14 protein-coding genes are annotated in these 19,525 nt (G+C 64.4%); 9 read left to right on the top strand and 5 right to left on the bottom strand.

The features are described from left to right. Window positions 1-159: 159 nt before the first annotated feature. Complete coding sequence (locus tag AC3EMP_RS07955; RefSeq protein ID WP_023669610.1) at window positions 160-618, bottom strand: MerR family transcriptional regulator; 459 nt, start codon at window positions 616-618, stop codon at window positions 160-162. 479 nt (window positions 619-1,097) lie between these two features. On the opposite strand from AC3EMP_RS07955, the gene AC3EMP_RS07950 reads away from it, so the two are divergent. The 4 genes from AC3EMP_RS07950 (at window position 1,098) to AC3EMP_RS07935 (ending at window position 8,428) form a co-directional block, all read left to right on the top strand. Beyond that, complete coding sequence (locus AC3EMP_RS07950; protein WP_352710373.1) at window positions 1,098-5,087, top strand: peptidoglycan-binding protein; 3,990 nt, start codon at window positions 1,098-1,100, stop codon at window positions 5,085-5,087. 193 nt (window positions 5,088-5,280) lie between these two features. Next, window positions 5,281-6,204, top strand: coding sequence for a sulfite exporter TauE/SafE family protein (locus AC3EMP_RS07945; RefSeq protein WP_352510948.1), 924 nt, complete (start codon window positions 5,281-5,283; stop codon window positions 6,202-6,204). Continuing rightward, entirely contained in the window at window positions 6,204-6,995 is a 792-nt protein-coding gene (locus AC3EMP_RS07940; RefSeq protein ID WP_352510949.1) for a TIGR02186 family protein, read from the top strand. The genes AC3EMP_RS07945 and AC3EMP_RS07940 overlap by 1 nt, the downstream gene beginning before the upstream one ends. 176 nt (window positions 6,996-7,171) lie before the next feature. Next, entirely contained in the window at window positions 7,172-8,428 is a 1,257-nt protein-coding gene (locus AC3EMP_RS07935) for an Hsp70 family protein (protein WP_023823733.1), read from the top strand. Here AC3EMP_RS07935 and AC3EMP_RS07930 read toward each other — a convergent pair. After that, on the bottom strand, window positions 8,421-9,329 hold the full coding sequence (locus AC3EMP_RS07930; RefSeq protein ID WP_023696707.1) for a LysR family transcriptional regulator: 909 nt from the start codon (window positions 9,327-9,329) through the stop codon (window positions 8,421-8,423). The genes AC3EMP_RS07935 and AC3EMP_RS07930 overlap by 8 nt on opposite strands. 278 nt (window positions 9,330-9,607) lie before the next feature. Between AC3EMP_RS07930 and AC3EMP_RS07925 the strand changes: the two genes are divergently transcribed. The 3 genes from AC3EMP_RS07925 to AC3EMP_RS07915 are packed head-to-tail and all read left to right on the top strand — an operon-like array spanning window position 9,608 to window position 14,205. After that, window positions 9,608-12,538 (top strand): molybdopterin oxidoreductase family protein, encoded by a 2,931-nt coding sequence (locus AC3EMP_RS07925; protein ID WP_352710370.1) that lies wholly within the window; start codon window positions 9,608-9,610, stop codon window positions 12,536-12,538. Further along, complete coding sequence (locus AC3EMP_RS07920) at window positions 12,535-13,263, top strand: 4Fe-4S dicluster domain-containing protein (protein WP_023834317.1); 729 nt, start codon at window positions 12,535-12,537, stop codon at window positions 13,261-13,263. The genes AC3EMP_RS07925 and AC3EMP_RS07920 overlap by 4 nt, the downstream gene beginning before the upstream one ends. Before the next feature lie 3 nt (window positions 13,264-13,266). Beyond that, the gene (locus tag AC3EMP_RS07915; RefSeq protein ID WP_023692554.1) at window positions 13,267-14,205 is read left to right on the top strand and encodes a dimethyl sulfoxide reductase anchor subunit family protein; all 939 of its coding nucleotides are present in this window, start codon (window positions 13,267-13,269) and stop codon (window positions 14,203-14,205) included. A gap of 12 nt (window positions 14,206-14,217) precedes the next feature. Here the strand turns inward: AC3EMP_RS07915 and AC3EMP_RS07910 are convergent, their stop codons facing one another. Next, window positions 14,218-15,096, bottom strand: coding sequence for a LysR substrate-binding domain-containing protein (locus AC3EMP_RS07910; RefSeq protein WP_023688709.1), 879 nt, complete (start codon window positions 15,094-15,096; stop codon window positions 14,218-14,220). A gap of 93 nt (window positions 15,097-15,189) precedes the next feature. Between AC3EMP_RS07910 and AC3EMP_RS07905 the strand changes: the two genes are divergently transcribed. Then, window positions 15,190-16,161, top strand: a complete 972-nt coding sequence (locus AC3EMP_RS07905; RefSeq protein WP_023688710.1) for a quinone oxidoreductase family protein — start codon at window positions 15,190-15,192, stop codon at window positions 16,159-16,161. A gap of 4 nt (window positions 16,162-16,165) precedes the next feature. Here AC3EMP_RS07905 and pdeM read toward each other — a convergent pair whose 3' ends face one another. Further along, window positions 16,166-16,882 (bottom strand): ligase-associated DNA damage response endonuclease PdeM, encoded by a 717-nt coding sequence (gene pdeM / locus AC3EMP_RS07900; protein ID WP_023703455.1) that lies wholly within the window; start codon window positions 16,880-16,882, stop codon window positions 16,166-16,168. Further along, complete coding sequence (locus AC3EMP_RS07895) at window positions 16,879-19,368, bottom strand: ligase-associated DNA damage response DEXH box helicase (RefSeq protein WP_352710450.1); 2,490 nt, start codon at window positions 19,366-19,368, stop codon at window positions 16,879-16,881. The genes pdeM and AC3EMP_RS07895 overlap by 4 nt, the downstream gene beginning before the upstream one ends. Here AC3EMP_RS07895 and AC3EMP_RS07890 point away from each other — a divergent pair. Continuing rightward, the gene (locus AC3EMP_RS07890; RefSeq protein ID WP_245260071.1) at window positions 19,276-19,470 is read left to right on the top strand and encodes a hypothetical protein; all 195 of its coding nucleotides are present in this window, start codon (window positions 19,276-19,278) and stop codon (window positions 19,468-19,470) included. The two genes, AC3EMP_RS07895 and AC3EMP_RS07890, sit on opposite strands and share 93 nt — an antisense overlap. The last annotated feature ends 55 nt before the right edge of the window (window positions 19,471-19,525 follow it).

Raw genomic sequence — 19,525 nt, 5'->3', positions numbered from 1 at the left:
ACGTCAATTTAGTCGCCGCGACAAAATTTACTTATGCCAGCCTGTCGCACGAGCGGTGCATGGCTTTGCGCAAAGCAAGGGGGGTCAAACAAAAAGAGCCGCGCGGGCGGCCGCGCGGCTCTTCCGTTCAAAGCTTTCGCCGGGAGCTGCGGAGCAAAATCAGCTGGCGGCGCTGGCCGGGGCCGAACGCTCGGACAGCATCTGGCGCACGGCCGACATCGAGCCGCTCAACTCGTTGATGGCGTCGTCGATCAGCGCGCGCTGCTTCTGCAGGCGGGCAAGCTGCTTCTCCGACTTGTCGAGAGCCAGCCGCAGCTGCTTGGTGTTGGATCCCGTCGGATCGTAGAGATCCATCATCTGCTTGACGTCGCGTAGCGAGAACCCGACCTTGCGGCCGAGCAGGATCAGCTTCAGCCGCGCCTTGTCGCGACGCGTGTATAGCCGCGTCGCCCCATCGCGCTTTGGATTGAGCAGGCCCTTGTCTTCATAGAAACGCAGCGTGCGCAGCGTCACGCCGTATTTCTTGGCCATCTCGCCGATGCGCACGAGCTCCTCACTGGCTTCGGCAGACATATTGTTGGTGTTGGCCGCGGCTTCGCCGGGCGAAACAAGTTTCATAGTCACTGGCTTTCCCCTGTCGTGGCATCGCGGTCTCGGACCTTGCAACGCCTGAGTGGAAGCGGGGGCATGCTTCCAGTCGTGGTTTCAACTAATTCATCGCAAAAGGCACGAACGGCGCCCCTCTTACGTTTACGTCAATTCTATATCGATAGCCGCCGCATGACGCAAGGGCGTTCTGGGATTGCGAAACCTTATGCCGCACCCCCGGCGCCGGGTCCGAACGGGCACCGCCTGTATTTCAGCAATGCCGTAACTTCTTAAGCTTGGTTAACACCTTGTTTACCACGATGGGTGAAATGTGCGGATGTCGGTCACCCGTGTTTATCCTGTAGCGAATTTTTCACGGTTTTTCGGAGAGCGGGCCTGGCCCGGGAAGCTCGTCTTCCGCCGCAGCAGTGCCGCGCGGCCGCCTTCGTTCCCGACAAGGACTTGGGAAACTGGCAGCAAGCCAGCCATTCTGAAAAACGGACGCATCGATGAACAGCAAGCGGTCCTATCTCGATACACTCAACGCCGGCAGGCCGCGCAGGCCGAACACCACACTTGATGAATTGAACCGCTCGCTGGAAACGCTGGAGCAGCGGCTGGAGCGCAAGCGCGAGGACGCCGCCGAGCGCTTCGATCCGCGCCGGCCGCCGGCAGAGCCGCGCTACGCAAGCGCCCAGCCCTACGCCCCGCCGCGCTGGTACGAGGACCCGCAGCCCACGCCGCGGCCGAAAGGCGCCGGGCCGGCCGGCTTCGACCAGAACTATCAGGCGATCGCGCGCGACATCGACCGCGTGCGCGGCCAGGAAGACAGCGTCGCCGTGGTCGGCAAGATCGCCGGCGAATTGCGTGGCCTGCGCGAGGAACTGCGCCATCAGATGACGGCCGGCCTGCAGCGCGAATTCGCCGCGTTGCGCAAGGACATCGAACGGGCCTTCCAGGCGAGCAACCAATCGGGTGGTCAGGCAGGCGGCTTGCCCGGCAAGGGCAGCGCCGAACTCGGCGTCGAATTCGAGCGGCTGTCCGGCGCCATCCAGACGCTGGCCGAGAAGAGCGACGACCGAAGCGTCAACATGCTGCGGCTCGAGCTCGAGCAGGTAAAGACGGCGCTCGACACATTGGCGCGCGAGGAAAGCGTGCTGAAGGTCGACCGCCGCTGGGACGATTTCGACCGCCGCTGGAGCGCGTTCGAGGACCGTGTCGACGCCGACCAGCGCAACCGCGCCGACGGCCCCGGATTTTCGGCCCTGACCGACCGGCTCGAACAGATCAGCAATGCGGTCCACAATCTGCCGGAATCGCTGTCGCTGCGCTCGATGGAAGAAAAGGTCCGCACGCTTGCCGGCGCCGTCGATCATTTCGTCAGCCAGCAGAGCAACCGCGGCGGCGACACGCTTGGCCTGATCGACGAACGGCTCGATGAGATTTCGCGCGCCATCGTCGCCTCGACCGTCGCCGCACAGGCCAATTCCTTCGACCCCGAACCGTTCGAGCGCATCGAGAAGCGGATCGCCTCGCTGGCGCAGCAGATCGAGGAAGTCGTGCAGGTTCGTCCGAGCGGCGAGGTTCTCGACCGTCTCAGCACGCTGTCGAACAGGGTCGACGAGCTTGCCGGCCGCGCCAATCTGCCGGAACAGGCGATGGAGCGCCTCGGCAAGCAGATCGTGATGATCGCCGACAAGATCGACCGCGCCCCGGCCATGCCCGACGCCGACTATATCTTCCAGGGTCTGGAACAGCGCTTCGACGTGCTGTCGGGCATGATGGAACGTCGGCAGGGCGACGCCATCGAACAGGGCAACATGCTGTTTCGCGATCTCGAGCGGCGGCTGGACGAGGTTGCCGACCGGCTGGACCAGCGTCAGCCGCAGGCTGACAGCGCCGGCATCATGGACGCCATCGACGCACGCTTCACCGCACTCGCCCAACGCATGGAGACGCGCATTCCCGATCCTGCCAACGAGGCGGCGATCCGCGGCCTGGAAAGCCGGCTCGAAGACATTTCAAGCCGGCTGGAATCGTCGGCCGCGCAGGTCGCCGGCATCGATCCGGCACTGATCCGCAGCCTCGAGGCGCAGGTCTCCGGCCTGTCGGCTCACCTGTCGAAGCCCGGCACGCCGCTGCCGGAATTCGAGGACATCAGCCCGCGTCTCAACGAAATCGAGAAGTCGCTGGCTGGAACCCGCGAATCCATCATGGGCGCGGCACGCGAAGCGGCCGAGAGCGCCGTGCGCTCGCTGGCAGATTCCAACGCCAACACCGCGGCCGTTACCGGCCTTGCCCAGGATCTGAAGACGCTGGAAGCGCTGACGCGTCGTTCGGACGAGCGCAATTCACGGACATTCGAGGCTATCCACGACACGTTGCTCAAGATCGTCGATCGTCTGGGCTCGCTGGAGACCAGCGAACCGGCCGAGGCGGTGAGCGAGCTTCTGGATGCCCAGGCCGAGCCGGCGCGGCGGGCCCGCGATGCACGCGCCTCCAAGATTTCGGTGCAGGACGCGCCGTCGATGGATATCGACCAGCCGCTGCCGCTGACCGGAGACATGGCCGATCTCGACGGCCGCGCCGCCGCCATCATGCGCAGCGAGCCGGATATGCGCGCCGACCCGGGTACGCGTAGCGACCCGGTCATGGGCAGCGAACCCGTGCGGCGCTCGCCAGCCGAGGCTGCCGCGGCCGCTGCCCAGGCAGCGCTCGGTTCCGACAGGATTGCCGAGAAAGGCGAAGCCACGGCCAAGACGTCGCTGTTCGGTGGATTGGCGCGCGCCTTCAGGGGCAAGAAGCCGGCTGACATGCCGCCGCTTGCCGGCTCGGGGCCCAATGTCGACATGCCGAGCGTCGATCTCGACGAGCCGCTCGATCCGAAGCTCGCCAACCGGCCGTTGGAGCCGGGCTCCGGCGCGCCCGACCTCAACGCCATCATGAAGCGCGTACGCGACGAACGTGGCCCACCGGTGCGCCAAAACTCCGGCGATGCATCGAAATCCGACTTCATTGCCGCTGCCAGGCGCGCGGCGCAGGCTGCGGCCGCCGAGGCCGACGCGTTGAAACGCCAGTCCACCATGAAGGGCCCGGTCAAGGCGCTTCGCATCGGCGACCTGCTCAAGGCGCGGCGCAAGCCGATACTCATGGGAGCGGTCGCGATCATGCTGGCGCTTGCCGGCCTCCAGTTGGGCAAGGCCTTCTTCGCCGACCCGGTCGAGGTCGCAAGCAACGATACAGCGCCGATCATCGCCTCGCAGCCGGTCGAGACTGCCTCGGTCAACGCTGCCAGCCAACCCAAGGCAGAACAGCAGGTGGCCGTTCAGGACGTGCCGGCCCGGATCGTCAGGCAGGCGGAGCCCACGGAACCGGCAGCTGGCAACGATGCGCCAATGAATGCGGCCTCGGTCGCTGGGCCCGAAATGCCGGCGGTGGAGCCCGCGCCAGCGCCGATGGCTTTGGCCGATCCGGCCCCCGCGCCAAATGCAATGCTGCCGACCACCGCCACTGCGGAACCGGGGGCTGCCGACGCGCAGCCTGCGGCCGCCGTCGTAGCGCCCTCGGCCTCGGATACGACGGCCTCGGATACTACCGGCGCCGTTCCGCCGGCTGATGCCGCGGTAGCACCTATCGTGGCCAAGATAGACGTTCCGGCCGATGCCGGCCCGCAAGCCTTGCGCGACGCGGCTGCCGGCGGTGACGCCAAGGCGCTGTTCGAGCTCGGTTCGCGCTATGCTGAATCGCGCGGCGTCAAGGAAGACATGGCGGCAGCGGCCAAATGGTACGAAAAGTCGGCCGAGCTCGGCTTCGCACCGGCGGAATACCGCATCGGCAATTTCTACGAGAAGGGCATCGGCGTCACGCGCGACGTCAAGAAGGCAAAGACCTTCTACCAGCTCGCCGCCGCGCAGGGTAATGCCAGCGCCATGCACAATCTGGCCGTTCTGTTTGCCATGGCCGCCGACGGCGTGACCGACAATGAATCGGCCGCGCACTGGTTTCAGGCGGCGGCCGATGTCGGCGTCAAGGACAGCCAGTTCAATCTCGGCATCCTGGCGGCAAAGGGCGTCGGCATGAAGCAGAGCCTGGAGGAATCCTACAAATGGTTTGCGCTCGTCGCCAAGACCGGCGACAAGGATGCGGCTGCAAAGCGCGACGAAGTCGCCACTGCGCTGCGCCCCGAACAGCTGGAGCGGGCGCGCGCCGCCACGGAACTGTGGAAGCCGAAGCCGCTCGACCCTGCGTCCAACTCGGCCGACATTCCTGAATCCTGGCAGGAAGGCACGCCGCAGACCACCGCCAGCGTTGACATGAAGAAGGCGGTCAAGAACATCCAGCTCATCCTCAACAAGAACGGCTACGATGCCGGCGGCGCCGATGGCGTGATGGGCGGCAAGACCAAGACCGCAATCATGGCTTTCCAGACCGACAACAAGATGCAGGCGACCGGCGAAATCGACGAAAAGCTGGTGAAGGCGCTGCTGGCGCACAAATAACGGCAGATGCGTCGCTAACGCGACGCCCTTGCCATACATTTGCCTGTTAACTGCTTGAGATGTTTTTTGTTTCGGTAGGGCGGCGGGGTTTGATCCCACTGCCCCGGCGGTGCAAGAAAGAATTGGCTTTTCGGTGCGACAATGCCCTGGAATGGCTGCAATCGCCGACAGGCAAACTGATCGAGACTGACGGGTGGGCATCTATCTCCCGATCGCGGAAATTTCCGTCAACGTCTTCGTGCTGCTGGCAATGGGCGCGGCGGTGGGTTTCCTGTCGGGCATGTTCGGGGTCGGTGGCGGCTTTCTGATCACGCCGCTCTTGATCTTCTACAACATCCCGCCGGCAATCGCCGTTGCCACTGGCGCCAACCAGGTTATCGCCTCCTCCTTCTCCGGCGCGCTGTCGCACATGAAGCGCGGCACGCTCGACTTCAAGCTCGGCGGGGTGCTGCTGGCCGGCGGCATCGTCGGCTCGACCGGTGGTATCTTTGTCTTTGCCTTCCTGCGCCGGCTCGGCCAACTCGATTTGTTCATTTCGCTGCTCTACGTCGTGCTGCTCGGCACCGTCGGCGGGCTGATGCTGGTCGAGAGCGTCAATGCGCTGCGCGCCACGCGCAGCGGTGCGGCGCCGGTCTTGAAGAAATCCGGCCAGCACAACTGGATCCACCGGCTGCCGCTGAAGATGCGCTTCAGGGCCTCGAAGCTGTTCGTCAGCGTCATTCCGGTGCTGGGGCTCGGCGCCGGCATCGGCTTCCTGTCGTCGATCATGGGTGTCGGCGGCGGCTTCATCATGGTGCCGGCGCTGATCTATCTCTTGAAAGTGCCGACCAACGTCGTCATCGGCACCTCGCTGTTCCAGATCATTTTCACCTCGGCCTACACCACGCTTGTCCACGCCACCACCAACCAGACGGTCGACGTCATGCTTGCCTTCCTGCTGATGGCGGGCGGCGTTGCCGGCGCGCAATATGGCGCCAAGGCAGGACAGAAGCTGCGCGGCGAACAGCTCAGGGCACTGCTGGCGCTGCTGGTGCTGGCGGTTGCCATCCGGCTTGCCATCGATCTCTTCGTCACGCCGCTAAACCTCTATTCGCTGACCGCCGCGGGCCTGAACTGATGCCGCAGTGGGGGATTTTTTCGGCCGCCGCTTTGCTTATCGCCGTCGCTCTGCCGGCCGCAGCGCAATCGCCGAACCCCTTGCCGGAAGGCATCCAGATCGGTCTCTCCACCGACGCCGTGTCGATCACCGCCGGTTTTTCCGGCGCCGACCTGACCATTTTCGGTTCGCTGGAAAACCCCGACCCGCTGGTCGCGCGACAGGGGCGCTACGACGTCATCGTCGTGCTCGAAGGCCCGCCGCGGCCGGTGGTGGTGCGCCGCAAGGACCGCGTGCTCGGCGTCTGGGTCAACCTGGAATCGGAGACCTTCGAGAACGTGCCGGTATCCTACTCCGTCGCCACGACGCGGCCGCTGCAGGACATCACCGAACCCAACAGCTACAAGCAGCTGTCGCTCGGCGCCTCCAACCTTTACATGCAGCCGGCCGAGGTAACCGACAGTCCGGCGACGATCGAGGAATTCACCGTGGCGCTGCGCGAGCGCAAGGCGGCGACCGGCCTCTATAGCGAGAATGTCGGCGGCGTGCAGTTCCTGTCGCAGAACCTGTTTCGCGCCACGGTGCGGCTGGCGCCCAACGTCCCGGTTGGAACGCATAAAGCCCGCGCGTTCCTGTTCAAGAGCGGCCTGTTCCTCAAGGAAAGCTCGGCCCAGCTCGAAATCCGCAAATCGGGTTTCGAACAGTCGATCTTCCGCGTCGCGCATGATTACTCCTTCCTCTACGGCGTCTTCTCCGTGTCGCTGGCCATGATCACCGGCTGGCTGGGCAGGCTGATCTTCCGCAGGGATTGACGCGCACGACCCATTTCCGGGGAAAGGGGGTTCCCCTTTTCTCAGTCTTGCGATAGACCGCCGCCTCCCAACCCTCGGGTTACACGCACAATCATTCGGCAGAACGGTCAGGCCTCTGGACGGCGCGCGCCTTGCGGACGCCTGCCACAGCGACGACCCAATGACAGGAGGCTGCAATGCACCAGGCATTTGGCGGCATCGATTTCGGCACGTCCAATTCTACGGTGGGCGTGATCCGCAACGGCCAGGCACGGCTGGTGGCGCTGGAAGGCGAACAGCCGACATTGCCAAGCGCGGTTTTCTTCAACTTCGAGGACGGTCACACCTATTTCGGCCGCCGCGCCATTGCCGACTACACCGATGCCATCGAAGGCCGGCTGATGCGGTCGCTGAAGAGCGTGCTCGGCAGTTCGCTGGCGCATGAGAAGACGCGGATCAAGGCCCGGCAGATCGGTTTCATCGACATTGTCGGCATGTTCGTCGGCCATTTGAAGAAGCGGCTTGAGGAAGATGCCGGCGCTCCGGTGGAGAACGTTGTGCTCGGCCGGCCGGTGCAATTTGTCGACGACGATGTGGAAGCCGATGCCAAGGCGCAAAGCGAGCTTGAAAAAGCGGCGCGCGCGCAAGGCTTCAAGCACATCGCCTTCCAGTTCGAACCGATTGCGGCAGCACTCGACTATGAGCAGGACGTGAAGCGCGAGGAACTGGCGTTGATCGTCGACATGGGCGGCGGCACGTCCGACTTCTCGATCGTGCGCGTTTCGCCGCAACGCGCCCGCTCACGCGACCGCAAGGACGACATCCTCGCCAACCGAGGCATTCATATTGGCGGCACCGATTTCGACCGGCTGCTCAGCATCGCCCATGTCATGCCCAAGCTCGGCTATCTCTCGCCCACAAAAGACGGCAAGCGCAACCTGCCGGCGAGCTATTTCATTGATCTCGCGACGTGGCAACGCATCAACCTCGTTTACACCGCCAAGGCGATGACGCATCTGAGGCAGATCCGCTTCGAGGCCGTCCGCGCCGACCTTGTCGACCGCTTCATCCATATTGTCGAGCACCGTTACGGCCATGCGCTGGCCGGCCTGGTCGAACGAGCCAAGATCGCGCTGACAGATCAGGCTTCGGCTGATGTGACGGTGGCACTGCCCGGCGCGGGTTTTGCCGCCGAGATCACGCGAGACGGCCTGGAAGAGACGATTGCCGCCGACATCGAGCGGGTGTCCGCGACGGTGCGGCAGACGATTGCCGATGCTGGCGTGAAAGCGTCCGACATCACCGCCGTGTTCCTCACCGGCGGCTCGACCGCCATCCCGCTGGCACGGCGCGAAATCCTGTCGCTGGTGCCGCAAGCCGCCGTTATCGAGGGCGACATGTTCGGTTCGGTCGGCCTTGGCCTGGCGCTGGATGCACAGCGGAAGTTTAGCTAGAGCTCACGATGCGGTTCCCGCCCTCAGCGCCGAGATGCGCCTTGAGCGCCATCTGGGCCAGGCTTGCCTGGCGGTCACGATGGGTGATCATGGCGAAGTCGCGCTTCGGCAGCTCGAGCGGCACCGACCGGAGACTGCCCTCGGCGACGGCGCGTCCGACGACGAGGTCCGAGATGATGGTGGCGCCGGCGCCGGCCTCGACCGCCTGGCGAACCGCCTCGTTGCTCGGCAGCACCAGAAATATCTGCAGGTCGCCAAGCGATATCCCCTCGCGGCGGGCCAGGTCCTCCAGCACCTCGCGCGTGCCCGAACCACCCTCACGGATGATCCAGCGCAGCCCTCTGATATCCGGGCGGCCCGGCGCGATCTCGGCGATTTCGGGATGCGAGGCGGCGACGACCAGCATCAACCTGTCGACGTCGACCTTGGTGCGGCGGAGGATGTCTGACTCGGTGCGCCCCTCGACCAGACCGAGATCGGCGGTGCCATCGAGCACGTTGGCCTCGACCTGCCTGGTGTTGCCGATGCTGACGCTCAAGCGCACCGCCGGGTAGGCCTCGTGGAAAGAGGCCAGCCGGCGCGGCAGCCAGTAGCTGGCGATGGTCAGGCTGGCGGCGATGGACAGACTGCCGGCGACCGTCTGCGAGACATGCTCCAGCACATTTCGGGCGGCGGCGGCGCGTTCCAGCACCGCCTTGGCCTCGGGCAGGAAACGGTGGCCGGTCTGAGCCAGCTCGATGTTGCGGCCGACACGGTTGAACAGATGAACGCCATGCTGCTCTTCGAGCGCGCGGATGGCGGCCGACGCCGCCGACTGGGAGATGCCCAAAAGCTCTGCCGCCTTGGTCATATGGCCGCGTTCGGCAACGGCAACGAAAATGCGCAACTGGTCCAGCGTCATGTGTGCATTAAGAACCAATTCCGATCGAATTTACAAGAACAACTGATTAGACGGATCGATAGTTTAATTCTACTTTTTTTGCCGAAGTTAGAAAAAATTCGCCAATAAATCGCAGCCAACAAAATGATCGGGCGGTTCAGATCCCTGTTTGCGCATTGGACCCGTGGCCTCAGGCGGCGGCTGGCCGGCGACCGCTATCATCCTGAAGAACACTATATGCGTGGCCCCGGACCAAAGACGCGGGCCAAATTCGCAGGTAGCAAAAGCACGCCGGCATCATGAACCCAGCTGCGCCGCGCGGGGCCAATTCCGCACCGTCGCAACGGCCGCTTGCCGACACGCGCGCGCCGGATGAAGGCGACGGCGTCGACACCTCGCCCGCTACCTCCGACAGCATCGCCAAGACCACCTGTTATATGTGCGCCTGCCGGTGCGGCATCGACGTCCATATCAAGAACGGCAAGGTCCGCTACATCAACGGCAACAAGGCCCATCCGGTCAATCGCGGCGTGATCTGCGGCAAGGGCAGCTCCGGCATCATGCAGCACTACAGCCCGGCGCGGCTGAAGAAGCCGCTGCTGCGCAGCGGCCCGCGCGGCTCGGGCGAATTCCGTGAGATCGAATGGGAGGAAGCCCTTTCGATTGCGACCGGGCGGCTATCGCATATCCGCCGGACCGATCCCAAAAAGCTTGCCTTCTTCACCGGGCGCGACCAGTCACAATCGCTGACCGGCTGGTGGGCGAGCCAGTTCGGCACGCCGAACTTCGCCGCCCATGGCGGCTTCTGCTCGGTCAACATGGCCGCCGGCGGGCTCTACACGATCGGCGGCTCGTTCTGGGAGTTCGGCGAGCCCGACTGGGACAACACGAAATACTTCATGCTGTTCGGCGTCGCCGAAGACCATGATTCCAACCCGATCAAGATCGGGCTCGGCAAGCTCAAGGCACGCGGCGCCAAGGTGGTGTCGATCAACCCCTGTCGCACCGGCTACAACGCCATTGCCGACGACTGGATCGGGATCCGGCCCGGCACCGACGGCCTCTTCGTCTTAGCCCTAATCCATGAACTGCTGAAGGCAGGCCGCGTCGATCTCGATTATTTGCTGCGCTACACCAACGCCCATGTGCTAGTCGTCCAGGAGCCGGGTGCGGCGGACGACGGGCTGTTCCTGCGCGACAGCGACAACAATCTTCTCGCCTGGGACAGAGTGGCGAAGACAACCGTCAACGCAGCCGATGCGGATGCGAAACCGGCGCTGACGGGCAGCTTCACGTTCGCCGGCCGCCGTTGCGTGCCGGTGTTCCGGCTTATCGCCGACCGCTACATGGACGACAGCTACGCACCCGATGCGGTCGCGGCACGATGCGGCATGCCGGCCGACACCATCCGCCGGATCGCTGCCGAACTCGCCCACGTCGCCTTCGAACAGACGATCGAACTGCCGGTTGCGTGGACCGACTGGGCCGGACGACGGCACGAGACGATCAAGGGACGGCCGGTGTCGATGCATGCCATGCGCGGCATCTCGGCCCACTCCAACGGCTTTCACTCCTGCCGCGCCATCCACCTGCTGCAGGTGCTGCTCGGCACGGTGGACGTGCCCGGCGGCTTCCGTTTCAAGCCGCCCTACCCGCGCTCGGCGCCGCCGGGACCGAAGCCGACCGGCAAGGTGGTCAAGCCGATGACGCCGCTCGACGGCATGCCGCTCGGCTTCGTCTGCGGGCCGGACGATCTCCTGGTCGACGAGGCCGGAACGCCGCTCCGCATCGACAAGGCTTATTCCTGGGATGCGCCGCTCGCCGCGCATGGGCTGATGCATACGGTCATCCGCAATGCGTGGGCCGGCGACCCATACCCGATCGACACGCTGATGATGTACATGTCGAACATGGCGTGGAATTCCTCGATGAACACCGTCGAGACCATTGCCATGCTCACTGACCATGACGAAGCGGGCAACTACAAGATCCCCTTCATCATCTATTCCGACGCCTATTATTCCGAGACGGTGCCGTTCGCCGACCTGGTGCTGCCCGACACCACCTATCTCGAACGTCACGACTGCATCAGCCTGCTCGACCGGCCTATCAGCCATGCCGACGGACCAGGCGATGCCATCCGCCATCCCGTCGTCGAACCCAACCGCGACGTCAGGCCGTTCCAGTCAGTATTGATCGAACTCGGCGCCCGGCTCGGCCTGCCCTGCTTCGTCAACGACGATGGGGTGGCGAAATACCGCGACTATGCCGACTACATCGTCAATCACGAGCGCACGCCAGGCATCGGCCCGCTCGCAGGCTGGCGCGGCAAGGACGGCACGTCTGCAGGCAAGGGCGAGGTCAACCCAAACCAGCTGCAGCGCTACATCGACAATGGCGGCTTCTGGCACCAGGACTTTGCTGAGGACCAGCGCTATTACAAGATGGCCAACCGCTCCTATCTCGACTTCGCGGAGCAGATGGGGTTCATCCCCAAGGCCGAGCCGATCGTGTTCCAGCTCTATTGCGAACCGATGCAGCGCTTTCGCCTCGCCGCGCGCGGTCATGGTCGCGTCCAGCCGCCCGAGAGCGAACGCCAGCGCATCGAGACCTATATGGATCCGCTGCCGTTCTGGTTTACGCCGTTCGGAGAGGCCGCGGTCGATCCGCAGAAATACCCGCTGCATGCGCTGACGCAGCGGCCTATGCACATGTATCATTCCTGGGGCTCGCAGAATGCGTGGCTGCGGCAAATCACCAGCCAGAACCGCCTGTTCGTGCACCACAAGACCGCGGCAGTTCTCGACCTGGCCGACGACGACTGGGTGTGGATCGAAAGCATCAACGGCCGGGTGAAGGGGCAGATCAAGCTGGTCGACGGCGTCAATGCGGATACGGTCTGGACATGGAACGCCATCGGCAAAAGGCGCGGCGCCTGGGGGCTGAAGGACAACGCCGCCGAGAGCAATCGCGGCTTCCTGCTCAACCACATCATCGGCGACCAGACCTCGGCCGATGCGAACGGTAAACGCTATTCTAATTCCGATCCGGTCACCGGCCAGGCGGCGTGGTTCGATCTCAGGGTTCGCATCGTCAAATGCGCCTCCGAAGAAGCCGGCTTCACCGAGCCGCAATTCGAGCGCTTCAGCCAGCCGCCAAATGTCGAGCCATCGCCCGACATCCTTCGCTTCGGCGCCGAGTTCCGCGTCCATAGGGAAGCTGTGGAATGACCTGCCTTCCCGCCCATACAGACAAGAAGCTTGGCCTGGTCATCGACCTCGACACCTGCGTCGGCTGCCAGGCCTGCGTCACCGCCTGCAAGGAGTGGAACACCGGCGGCCACATGGCGCCACTGACCGACATCGACCCCTATGGCGGCCATGTCGACGGCGTCTGGTTCAACCGCGTGCACAGCTACGAGCACACGACCGAGGCGGGCGGGCGCACGGTCAACTTTCCGCGCTCCTGTCTGCATTGCGAGACGCCTGCCTGCGTCACTGTCTGCCCGACCGGCGCGTCCTACAAGCGGGCGTCGGACGGCATCGTGCTGATCGACGAAAGCAAATGCATCGGCTGCAAACTGTGCAGCTGGGCGTGCCCCTATGGCGCGCGCGAATTCGACACCGATGTCGGCGTGATGAAGAAATGCACGCTTTGCGTCGATCGCATCTACAATGACAATCTGGCCGAGGAAGACCGCGTGCCGGCCTGCGTTGCCGCCTGCCCGACCAGCGCCCGGCATTTCGGCGATCTCGGCGATCCCTCGTCGGCTGTCTCGCAACTGGTGGCGGAGCGTCGCGGCGTCGACCTGATGCCGGAGATGGGCTACAAACCGACCAACAAATATCTGCCGCCGCGCGCCCAGCGCGCCGCATCGGTGCCGGCGCCAAGGCTCGAGCCAGTCACGGCCGAAGGCGGTTTTCTCGGCTGGATCGACCGCATGCTTTCGAACTGACCAATGCATCCAGCCTTTTCCGTCGTCTTCTTCACAACTGCCACAGGAGCGGGCTACGGACTGCTGGCGCTGCTTGGCGTGCTTGGCGGACTGGGTTTTATCCCGGCCCATTTCTGGCCCGGCCTTATCGGCATGGGGCTGGCGCTTGGCCTGATTGCTGCCGGCCTTTTGTCGTCGACCGGCCATCTTGGCCGGCCCGAACGCGCCTGGCGCGCCTTTTCGCAATGGCGTAGCTCCTGGCTGTCACGCGAGGGTGTATCGTCGGTCGCGACCTTCATTCCCGCCGGGCTGTTCGGCATCGGCTGGGTGTTTTTTGGCCGCACCGGAGGCTGGATGGCCATCGCCGGGTTTCTCGCAACTATCGGCGCAATCGTCACCGTCTGCACCACCGGCATGATCTATGCCTCGCTGAAGCCGATCGCGCAGTGGCATAGCCCGTATACGCTGCCGGGCTATCTCATCTTTTCGGCGATGACCGGCAGCGTGCTGTTGAACGCGCTGCTGCAGGCTTTCGCCATCAGCCCGACCGCCGTTGCGGTAGCCGCCCTGCTGCTGACCTTGCTCGGCTGGGGCTGGAAGCTGGCGACGTGGCGATACAATGACGCGCTGGAGATCGCGACCACCGCCAACACGGCGACAGGCCTCGCCGGAGGGACGGTGCGCTCGCTGGAATGGCCGCACACCGAGGAGAACTACCTGCTCAAGGAAATGGGCTTTCGCATCGCCCGCAAGCACGGTGCAAAGCTGCGGCTGATCACGCAGTTGCTGGCTTTCGCCTTGCCTGCCCTGCTGCTGCTTTCTGTCTTATTCGCTTTGCCCTGGCCATTCGCAGCGGTGCTGTCGGTGCTTGCGGCAACCGTCCAGTTCGCCGGCATGCTGGTCGAGCGCTGGCTGTTCTTCGCCGAGGCCAAGCACACCGTCACCCTCTATTACGGCCGGTAGAGCGTCCCGCCGTCAGGCGGCCCGTGCTCGTGGCGCCGCCGGCAAATCCTTAAGCAGGATTTCGATCGCGGCATCGATTACAGCTGTCCTGCGGTCGTGCGCGTAAAGGCCGTATTGGACCGTGAGCGGCTCGGGCAGGCCGGCTGACGTCTTCAGCACCCGCATCGAAGCAGTGCGCACGGATTCGGGCGGAAGCAGTCCAACGCCCAGTCCGTTCTCGATCGCGGCCTGAAGGCCGGTGACGCTCTGGCACGACAGGACGATCCGGTGCTCCCGGCCGGCGGCGACCAGCGCCTCGATCATCCGCCTGCGCCAAGGGCAGGTTGCGCCGAAGGCGGCGAGATCGAGTGGCCGGTCATGGTCCAGCACATAGTCCTGGGCGCAGACCCACTGCAGTTCGACGTTCCATGTCGTCACGGCATCGGCCGCGACGACGGATGTCGGGGCAATCATGACATCCAGCGCATCCTCGCTCCACAGCCGTCCCAGCGCAACGCTGTGCTCGACCATCGCGTCGAGGCTGATGTCGGGATAGGTGCGATGCAGCCGCCCAAGCGCGGCCGAAAGCGCGGCCGTGGTGACCTCTTCGGCAAGACCAATACGCACGCCGCCGCCAATGCTAGCCTGCTGCAGACGCGCCACCGCTTCGTCGCCGAGAGCGAGGATGCGGGTCGCGTATCCCAGAAAGAGCTCTCCCGCCGCAGTCGGTACGACACCGCGGCCGGTGCGCTGGAACAAGTGCCGTTGGAGCAGGCCCTCCAGCCGGCGCATCTGCATGCTCATCGCCGATTGGGTCTTGCCGGTCTGCGCGGCGACCCTGCTCAGGCTACCTTGCCGGCAGACCGCGACATAGGTGCGGAGAAGGTCGAGGCCGATCTGCTCAGATATCATTTTGTTTGAACTCTGATGTCATAGGTATCAGTCTACAATGATATCTCGCCACGCGCTATCTCACACTCAAGAGAACAGCGCAGGGAAGAAACCATGAAAGCGATCCGTGTTCACCGCCATGGCGGGCCAGATATGCTCGCCTACGAAGATGTCGACATCGGCCAGCCCGGACCGGGCGACGTGCGCGTGCGCAACCGGGCGGTCGGCCTCAACTTCGTCGACATCTATTTTCGCACCGGCGAATACGCGCCGCCCGCTCTGCCATTCATTCCCGGCAATGAAGGCGCCGGCGAAATCGTCGCCGTCGGTGAAGGCGTCAGCGGCTTCGCGCCTGGCGACCGAGTCGCCTATGTCGAGACGCTCGGCGCCTATGCCGAAGAACGCATCGTGCCCGCGCATTTCGTCGTGCATCTGCCCGACGCCATCGATTTCGAGACAGGTGCGGCGATGATGCTGAAAGGGCTGACGGCGCAATATCTGCTGCGCCGCACGTTTCGCGTCGAGGCGGGCCATACCATCCTGGTGCATGCCGCGGCGGGCGGCGTCGGCCTCATCCTGACGCAATGGGCCAAACATCTCGGCGCGACCGTCATCGGCACGGTCGGTTCACCCGAAAAGGCCGAACTTGCGCGCGCCAATGGCTGCGACCATGTCATCGACTACAGCAAAGAGAATTTCGCCGCACGGGTGAAAGAGGTCACCAACGGCGAAGGCTGCCACGTCGTCTATGACGGCGTCGGCAACGCGACCTTCCCCGCCTCGCTCGACTGCCTGCGGCCGTTCGGCACCTTCGTCAGCTACGGCACAGCGTCGGGGTCGATCCCGCCATTCGACATCATGCTTTTGATGCAAAAGGGTTCGCTGTTCGCCACCTGGCAGTTGCTGTTCCATCATCTCGCCAGGCGTGAGGACGTCGTCGCCATGAGCGAGGATCTGTTCAGCGTCGTCCTCAGCGGCGCAGTGAAAATCCCGGTGCACACAAGCATGCCGCTTGCCGAAGTGGCGGAGGCGCACCGCCGGCTCGAAGCACGGCAGACGACAGGCGCAACCGTGCTTATACCGTAGAAACTCAGCCCGGCCGCAGCATCGAACCGGAAATGGCGAAGATGCGCGCGGCGCCCATCATATAAGCTATCAACGTCTCGCGGCGGAACAGGCCGGCATAGGCGCGGTCGAGCACGTTGAGCGAGCCGGTATAAGCGCCGAAGGCCGGCATGATCATGCGGCCGCCATCGCCGGCAAAGCAGCGCCGCCGCACCGAGCGGCCCTGCTGGACGATGCGGGCGCAAGGGTGAAGATGGCCGGCAACTTCGCCCTCGGTTCTTATCTTCGACGGCTCGTGGCGGAACAGCAGCGAGCCGATGGCGAGTTCGCGCACCGTCTCGCCGGGCAAATCCGCCGGCGCTTCCGGGTCATGGTTGCCGGCGACCCAGAACCAGTCGCGGCCGGCCATCAATGCTTCCAGCCGATCGCGGAAGGTTTGATGCATGCGCTCGGCGCCGCCGCCGTCGTGGAAGGAGTCGCCCAGGCTGATGACGATGGCCGGCTGATAGTCCGCGATTACCGCCTGCAGCCGGAGCAGAGTGGCGCCGGTATCGTAGGGCGGGATCAGTGCGCCGCGCCTGGCGAAGGACGAGCCCTTTTCCAGATGCAGGTCGGAGACCGCGAGCAGCCTCAGATCGGGGAAATAGAGCACGCCGCGCGAATCACAGATCGCGCGCTCGCCCGCGATGCCGACAAAGTCGGCCTCGGCGATCAGCGATGCCCGCGCCAGCGAAAAATTCATTCCTCAACCATCCCAGGACCCATGGCTTCCTCGACCAAAGTCGCGGCATCCATCAGCAGCGTTTCGTCGGCCTCGCCGTTCACCGGCATCTTGCCGATTTCGAGCATGATCGGCACGGCCAGCGGCGATATCTGTTCGAGTGCCTTATGCACGATTCGACCCTGGATACGCGAGAGCATGTCGGCAAGTCTGCTGACATCGAGCAGACCGGTCGCCGCGTCGGCGCGCGTCGCCTGCAGCAGGATGTGGTCGGGCTCATGGCTGCGCAGCACGTCATAGATCAGATCGGTCGAGACGGTGACCTGGCGGCCGCTTTTCTCCTGGCCGGGGTGACGTTTCTCGATCAGGCCTGAAATCAGCGCGCAGTTGCGGAAGGTGCGCTTGAGCAGCCAGCTGTCGGCCAGCCAAGCCTCGAGGTCGTCGCCCAGCATGTCCTGGTCGAACAGAGCGCCAAGCGAAGGTTTCCGCGATTTGAACATCGCGCCCATATCGCCCAGCGACCAGATGGCCAATGCGTAGTCGGTGGCGACGAAGCCAAGCGGCCTGGCGCCGGCCCTGTCCAGCCGGCGGGTGAGCAGCATGCCGAGCGTCTGGTGCGCCAGCCTGCCCTCGAAAGGATAAGCGACGAGATAGTGACGGTTGCCGCGCGGAAAGGTCTCGATCAAGAGGTCGTCGCGTTTGGGCAATACCGATTTGTCGGCCTGGTAACGCAGCCAATCCGACACCTGCTCGGGCAGCTTCTTCCAGCGCTGCGGGTCGTCCAGCATGGCGCGCACCTGCTCGGCGAGGTAGGTCGAAAGCGGAAATTTGCCGCCGCCATAATAAGGCACCTTGGCGTCGCTTCCCGGCGCATTCGAGACGAAGCATTCGTTCTCGCGGATGCCTTCGAAGCGCAGGACTTTGCCGGCAAACATGAAGGTGTCGCCATGCGTCAGCGTTTCGAGGAAGGCCTCCTCGATCTTGCCCAGAACCCGGCCGCCGTGCGAAGCCGAGCCTTTGCTGCCGGCCTTGACGTAACGCACATTGAGCGCCGGCACCTCGATGATCGTGCCGACATTCAGCCGGTATTGCTGGGCAACGCGCGGATTGGAGACCCGCCACATGCCGTCCTTGTTGAGGCGGATTCGGGCGTAGCGCTCGTAGTTCTTCAGTGCATAGCCGCCGGTGGCGACGAAATCGATGACGCGGTCGAATGCCGGCCGGTCGAGGCTGGCATAGGGCGCTGCTGTCAGCACTTCCTCGTAGAGATCGTCGGCGCGAAACGGCGCTCCGCAGGCGCAGCCCAGCACATGCTGGGCCAGCACATCGAGCCCGCCATTGACCAGCGGCGGCGTATCCTGGGCGCCCAGATAGTTGGCGTCCAGCGCTGCCCGGCACTCCAGCACCTCGAAACGATTGGCCGGGATCAGGATCGCCTTCGACGGCTCGTCCATGCGGTGATTGGCACGGCCGATGCGCTGCGCCAGCCGGCTGGCGCCCTTGGGCGCGCCGACATGGACGACCAGATCGACATCGCCCCAATCGATGCCAAGGTCGAGCGTCGAGGTGGCGACGATGGCACGGAGCGCGTTTTCCCCCATCGCCTTCTCGACGCGTCGGCGCTGGGCGACATCGAGCGAGCCGTGATGCAGCGCGATCGGCAAGGTATCCTCGTTGACCCGCCATAATTCCTGAAACAGCAGCTCGGCCTGGCTTCGGGTGTTGACGAACAGCAGCGTGGTCTTGTGGCGCTTGATCTCGCGATAGATTTCCGGCGTGGCGTAGCGCGCCGAATGGCCGGCCCAAGGCACGCGCTCCTCCGAATCGAGGATGGAAATTTCGGGCTTTGCACCGCCGGTGACAACGATGAGCTCAGACATGTGCCCCGGAGGATTCTGGCTGACCAGCCAGCGCCGCAACTCGTCAGGCTCCGCGACCGTCGCCGACAGGCCGATCGTCTGCAGGCCGGGCACGATGCTGCGCAGCCGCGCCAGCCCGAGCGCCAGCAGATGGCCGCGTTTCGATGTCACCAGCGAATGCAACTCGTCGAGCACGACATAGCGCAGATCCTCGAAGAAGCGCCCGGCATCGCCGGCCGCAATCAGCAGCGCCAATTGCTCGGGCGTGGTGAGCAGGATATCGGGCGGCGCCAGCTTCTGGCGCTGCCGCTTGTGGGAAGGCGTGTCGCCGGTGCGCGTCTCGATGGTGACGGGCAGGCCGATCTCCTCCACCGGCTTGCCGAGGTTGCGCTCGATGTCGACGGCCAGCGCCTTCAGCGGCGAGATGTAGAGCGTATGGATGCCGCGCCGTGCCATACCGGCTTTGCGTCTGGGGCGGTTGGCCAGTTCGGTCAACGATGGCAAGAAGCCGGCCAGTGTCTTGCCGGCGCCGGTCGGTGCGATCAAGAGCACCGATTGCCCGGCTTGAGCCTTCGCCAGCAGCTCGATCTGGTGAGCGCGCGGCGACCAGCCTTTTTCGCCAAACCATCTGATGAATGGCTCGGGCAGAAGGACGGCGGCATTTTGTTTGGCAAGGCGCGGCTGCTCGGTCACGCGAAAGAGGTAGCGCGACGGCGCGCGATCGCCAAGGAAAATCGGAACAAAAGGTGATCGGGTGAGTTGCCCTCACCCCGTACGGGGAGAGGATGCCGGCAGGCACGTGAGG

It is taken from the genome of Mesorhizobium sp. P160219, assembly GCF_057786095.1.
This window is presented reverse-complemented; position numbering and strand designations above follow the sequence as displayed.

What these genes read in the sequence shown, in the direction of transcription:
- AC3EMP_RS07915 (WP_023692554.1), top strand. Translation starts at nt 13,267, where the DNA reads ATGCATCCAGCCTTTTCCGTCGTCTTCTTCACAACTGCCACAGGAGCG.
- AC3EMP_RS07935 (WP_023823733.1), top strand. Translation starts at nt 7,172, where the DNA reads ATGCACCAGGCATTTGGCGGCATCGATTTCGGCACGTCCAATTCTACG.
- AC3EMP_RS07955 (WP_023669610.1), bottom strand. Translation starts at nt 618, where the DNA reads ATGAAACTTGTTTCGCCCGGCGAAGCCGCGGCCAACACCAACAATATG.
- AC3EMP_RS07930 (WP_023696707.1), bottom strand. Translation starts at nt 9,329, where the DNA reads ATGACGCTGGACCAGTTGCGCATTTTCGTTGCCGTTGCCGAACGCGGC.
- AC3EMP_RS07920 (WP_023834317.1), top strand. Translation starts at nt 12,535, where the DNA reads ATGACCTGCCTTCCCGCCCATACAGACAAGAAGCTTGGCCTGGTCATC.
- AC3EMP_RS07905 (WP_023688710.1), top strand. Translation starts at nt 15,190, where the DNA reads ATGAAAGCGATCCGTGTTCACCGCCATGGCGGGCCAGATATGCTCGCC.
- AC3EMP_RS07950 (WP_352710373.1), top strand. Translation starts at nt 1,098, where the DNA reads ATGAACAGCAAGCGGTCCTATCTCGATACACTCAACGCCGGCAGGCCG.
- AC3EMP_RS07910 (WP_023688709.1), bottom strand. Translation starts at nt 15,096, where the DNA reads ATGATATCTGAGCAGATCGGCCTCGACCTTCTCCGCACCTATGTCGCG.
- AC3EMP_RS07940 (WP_352510949.1), top strand. Translation starts at nt 6,204, where the DNA reads ATGCCGCAGTGGGGGATTTTTTCGGCCGCCGCTTTGCTTATCGCCGTC.
- AC3EMP_RS07925 (WP_352710370.1), top strand. Translation starts at nt 9,608, where the DNA reads ATGAACCCAGCTGCGCCGCGCGGGGCCAATTCCGCACCGTCGCAACGG.
- pdeM (WP_023703455.1), bottom strand. Translation starts at nt 16,882, where the DNA reads ATGAATTTTTCGCTGGCGCGGGCATCGCTGATCGCCGAGGCCGACTTT.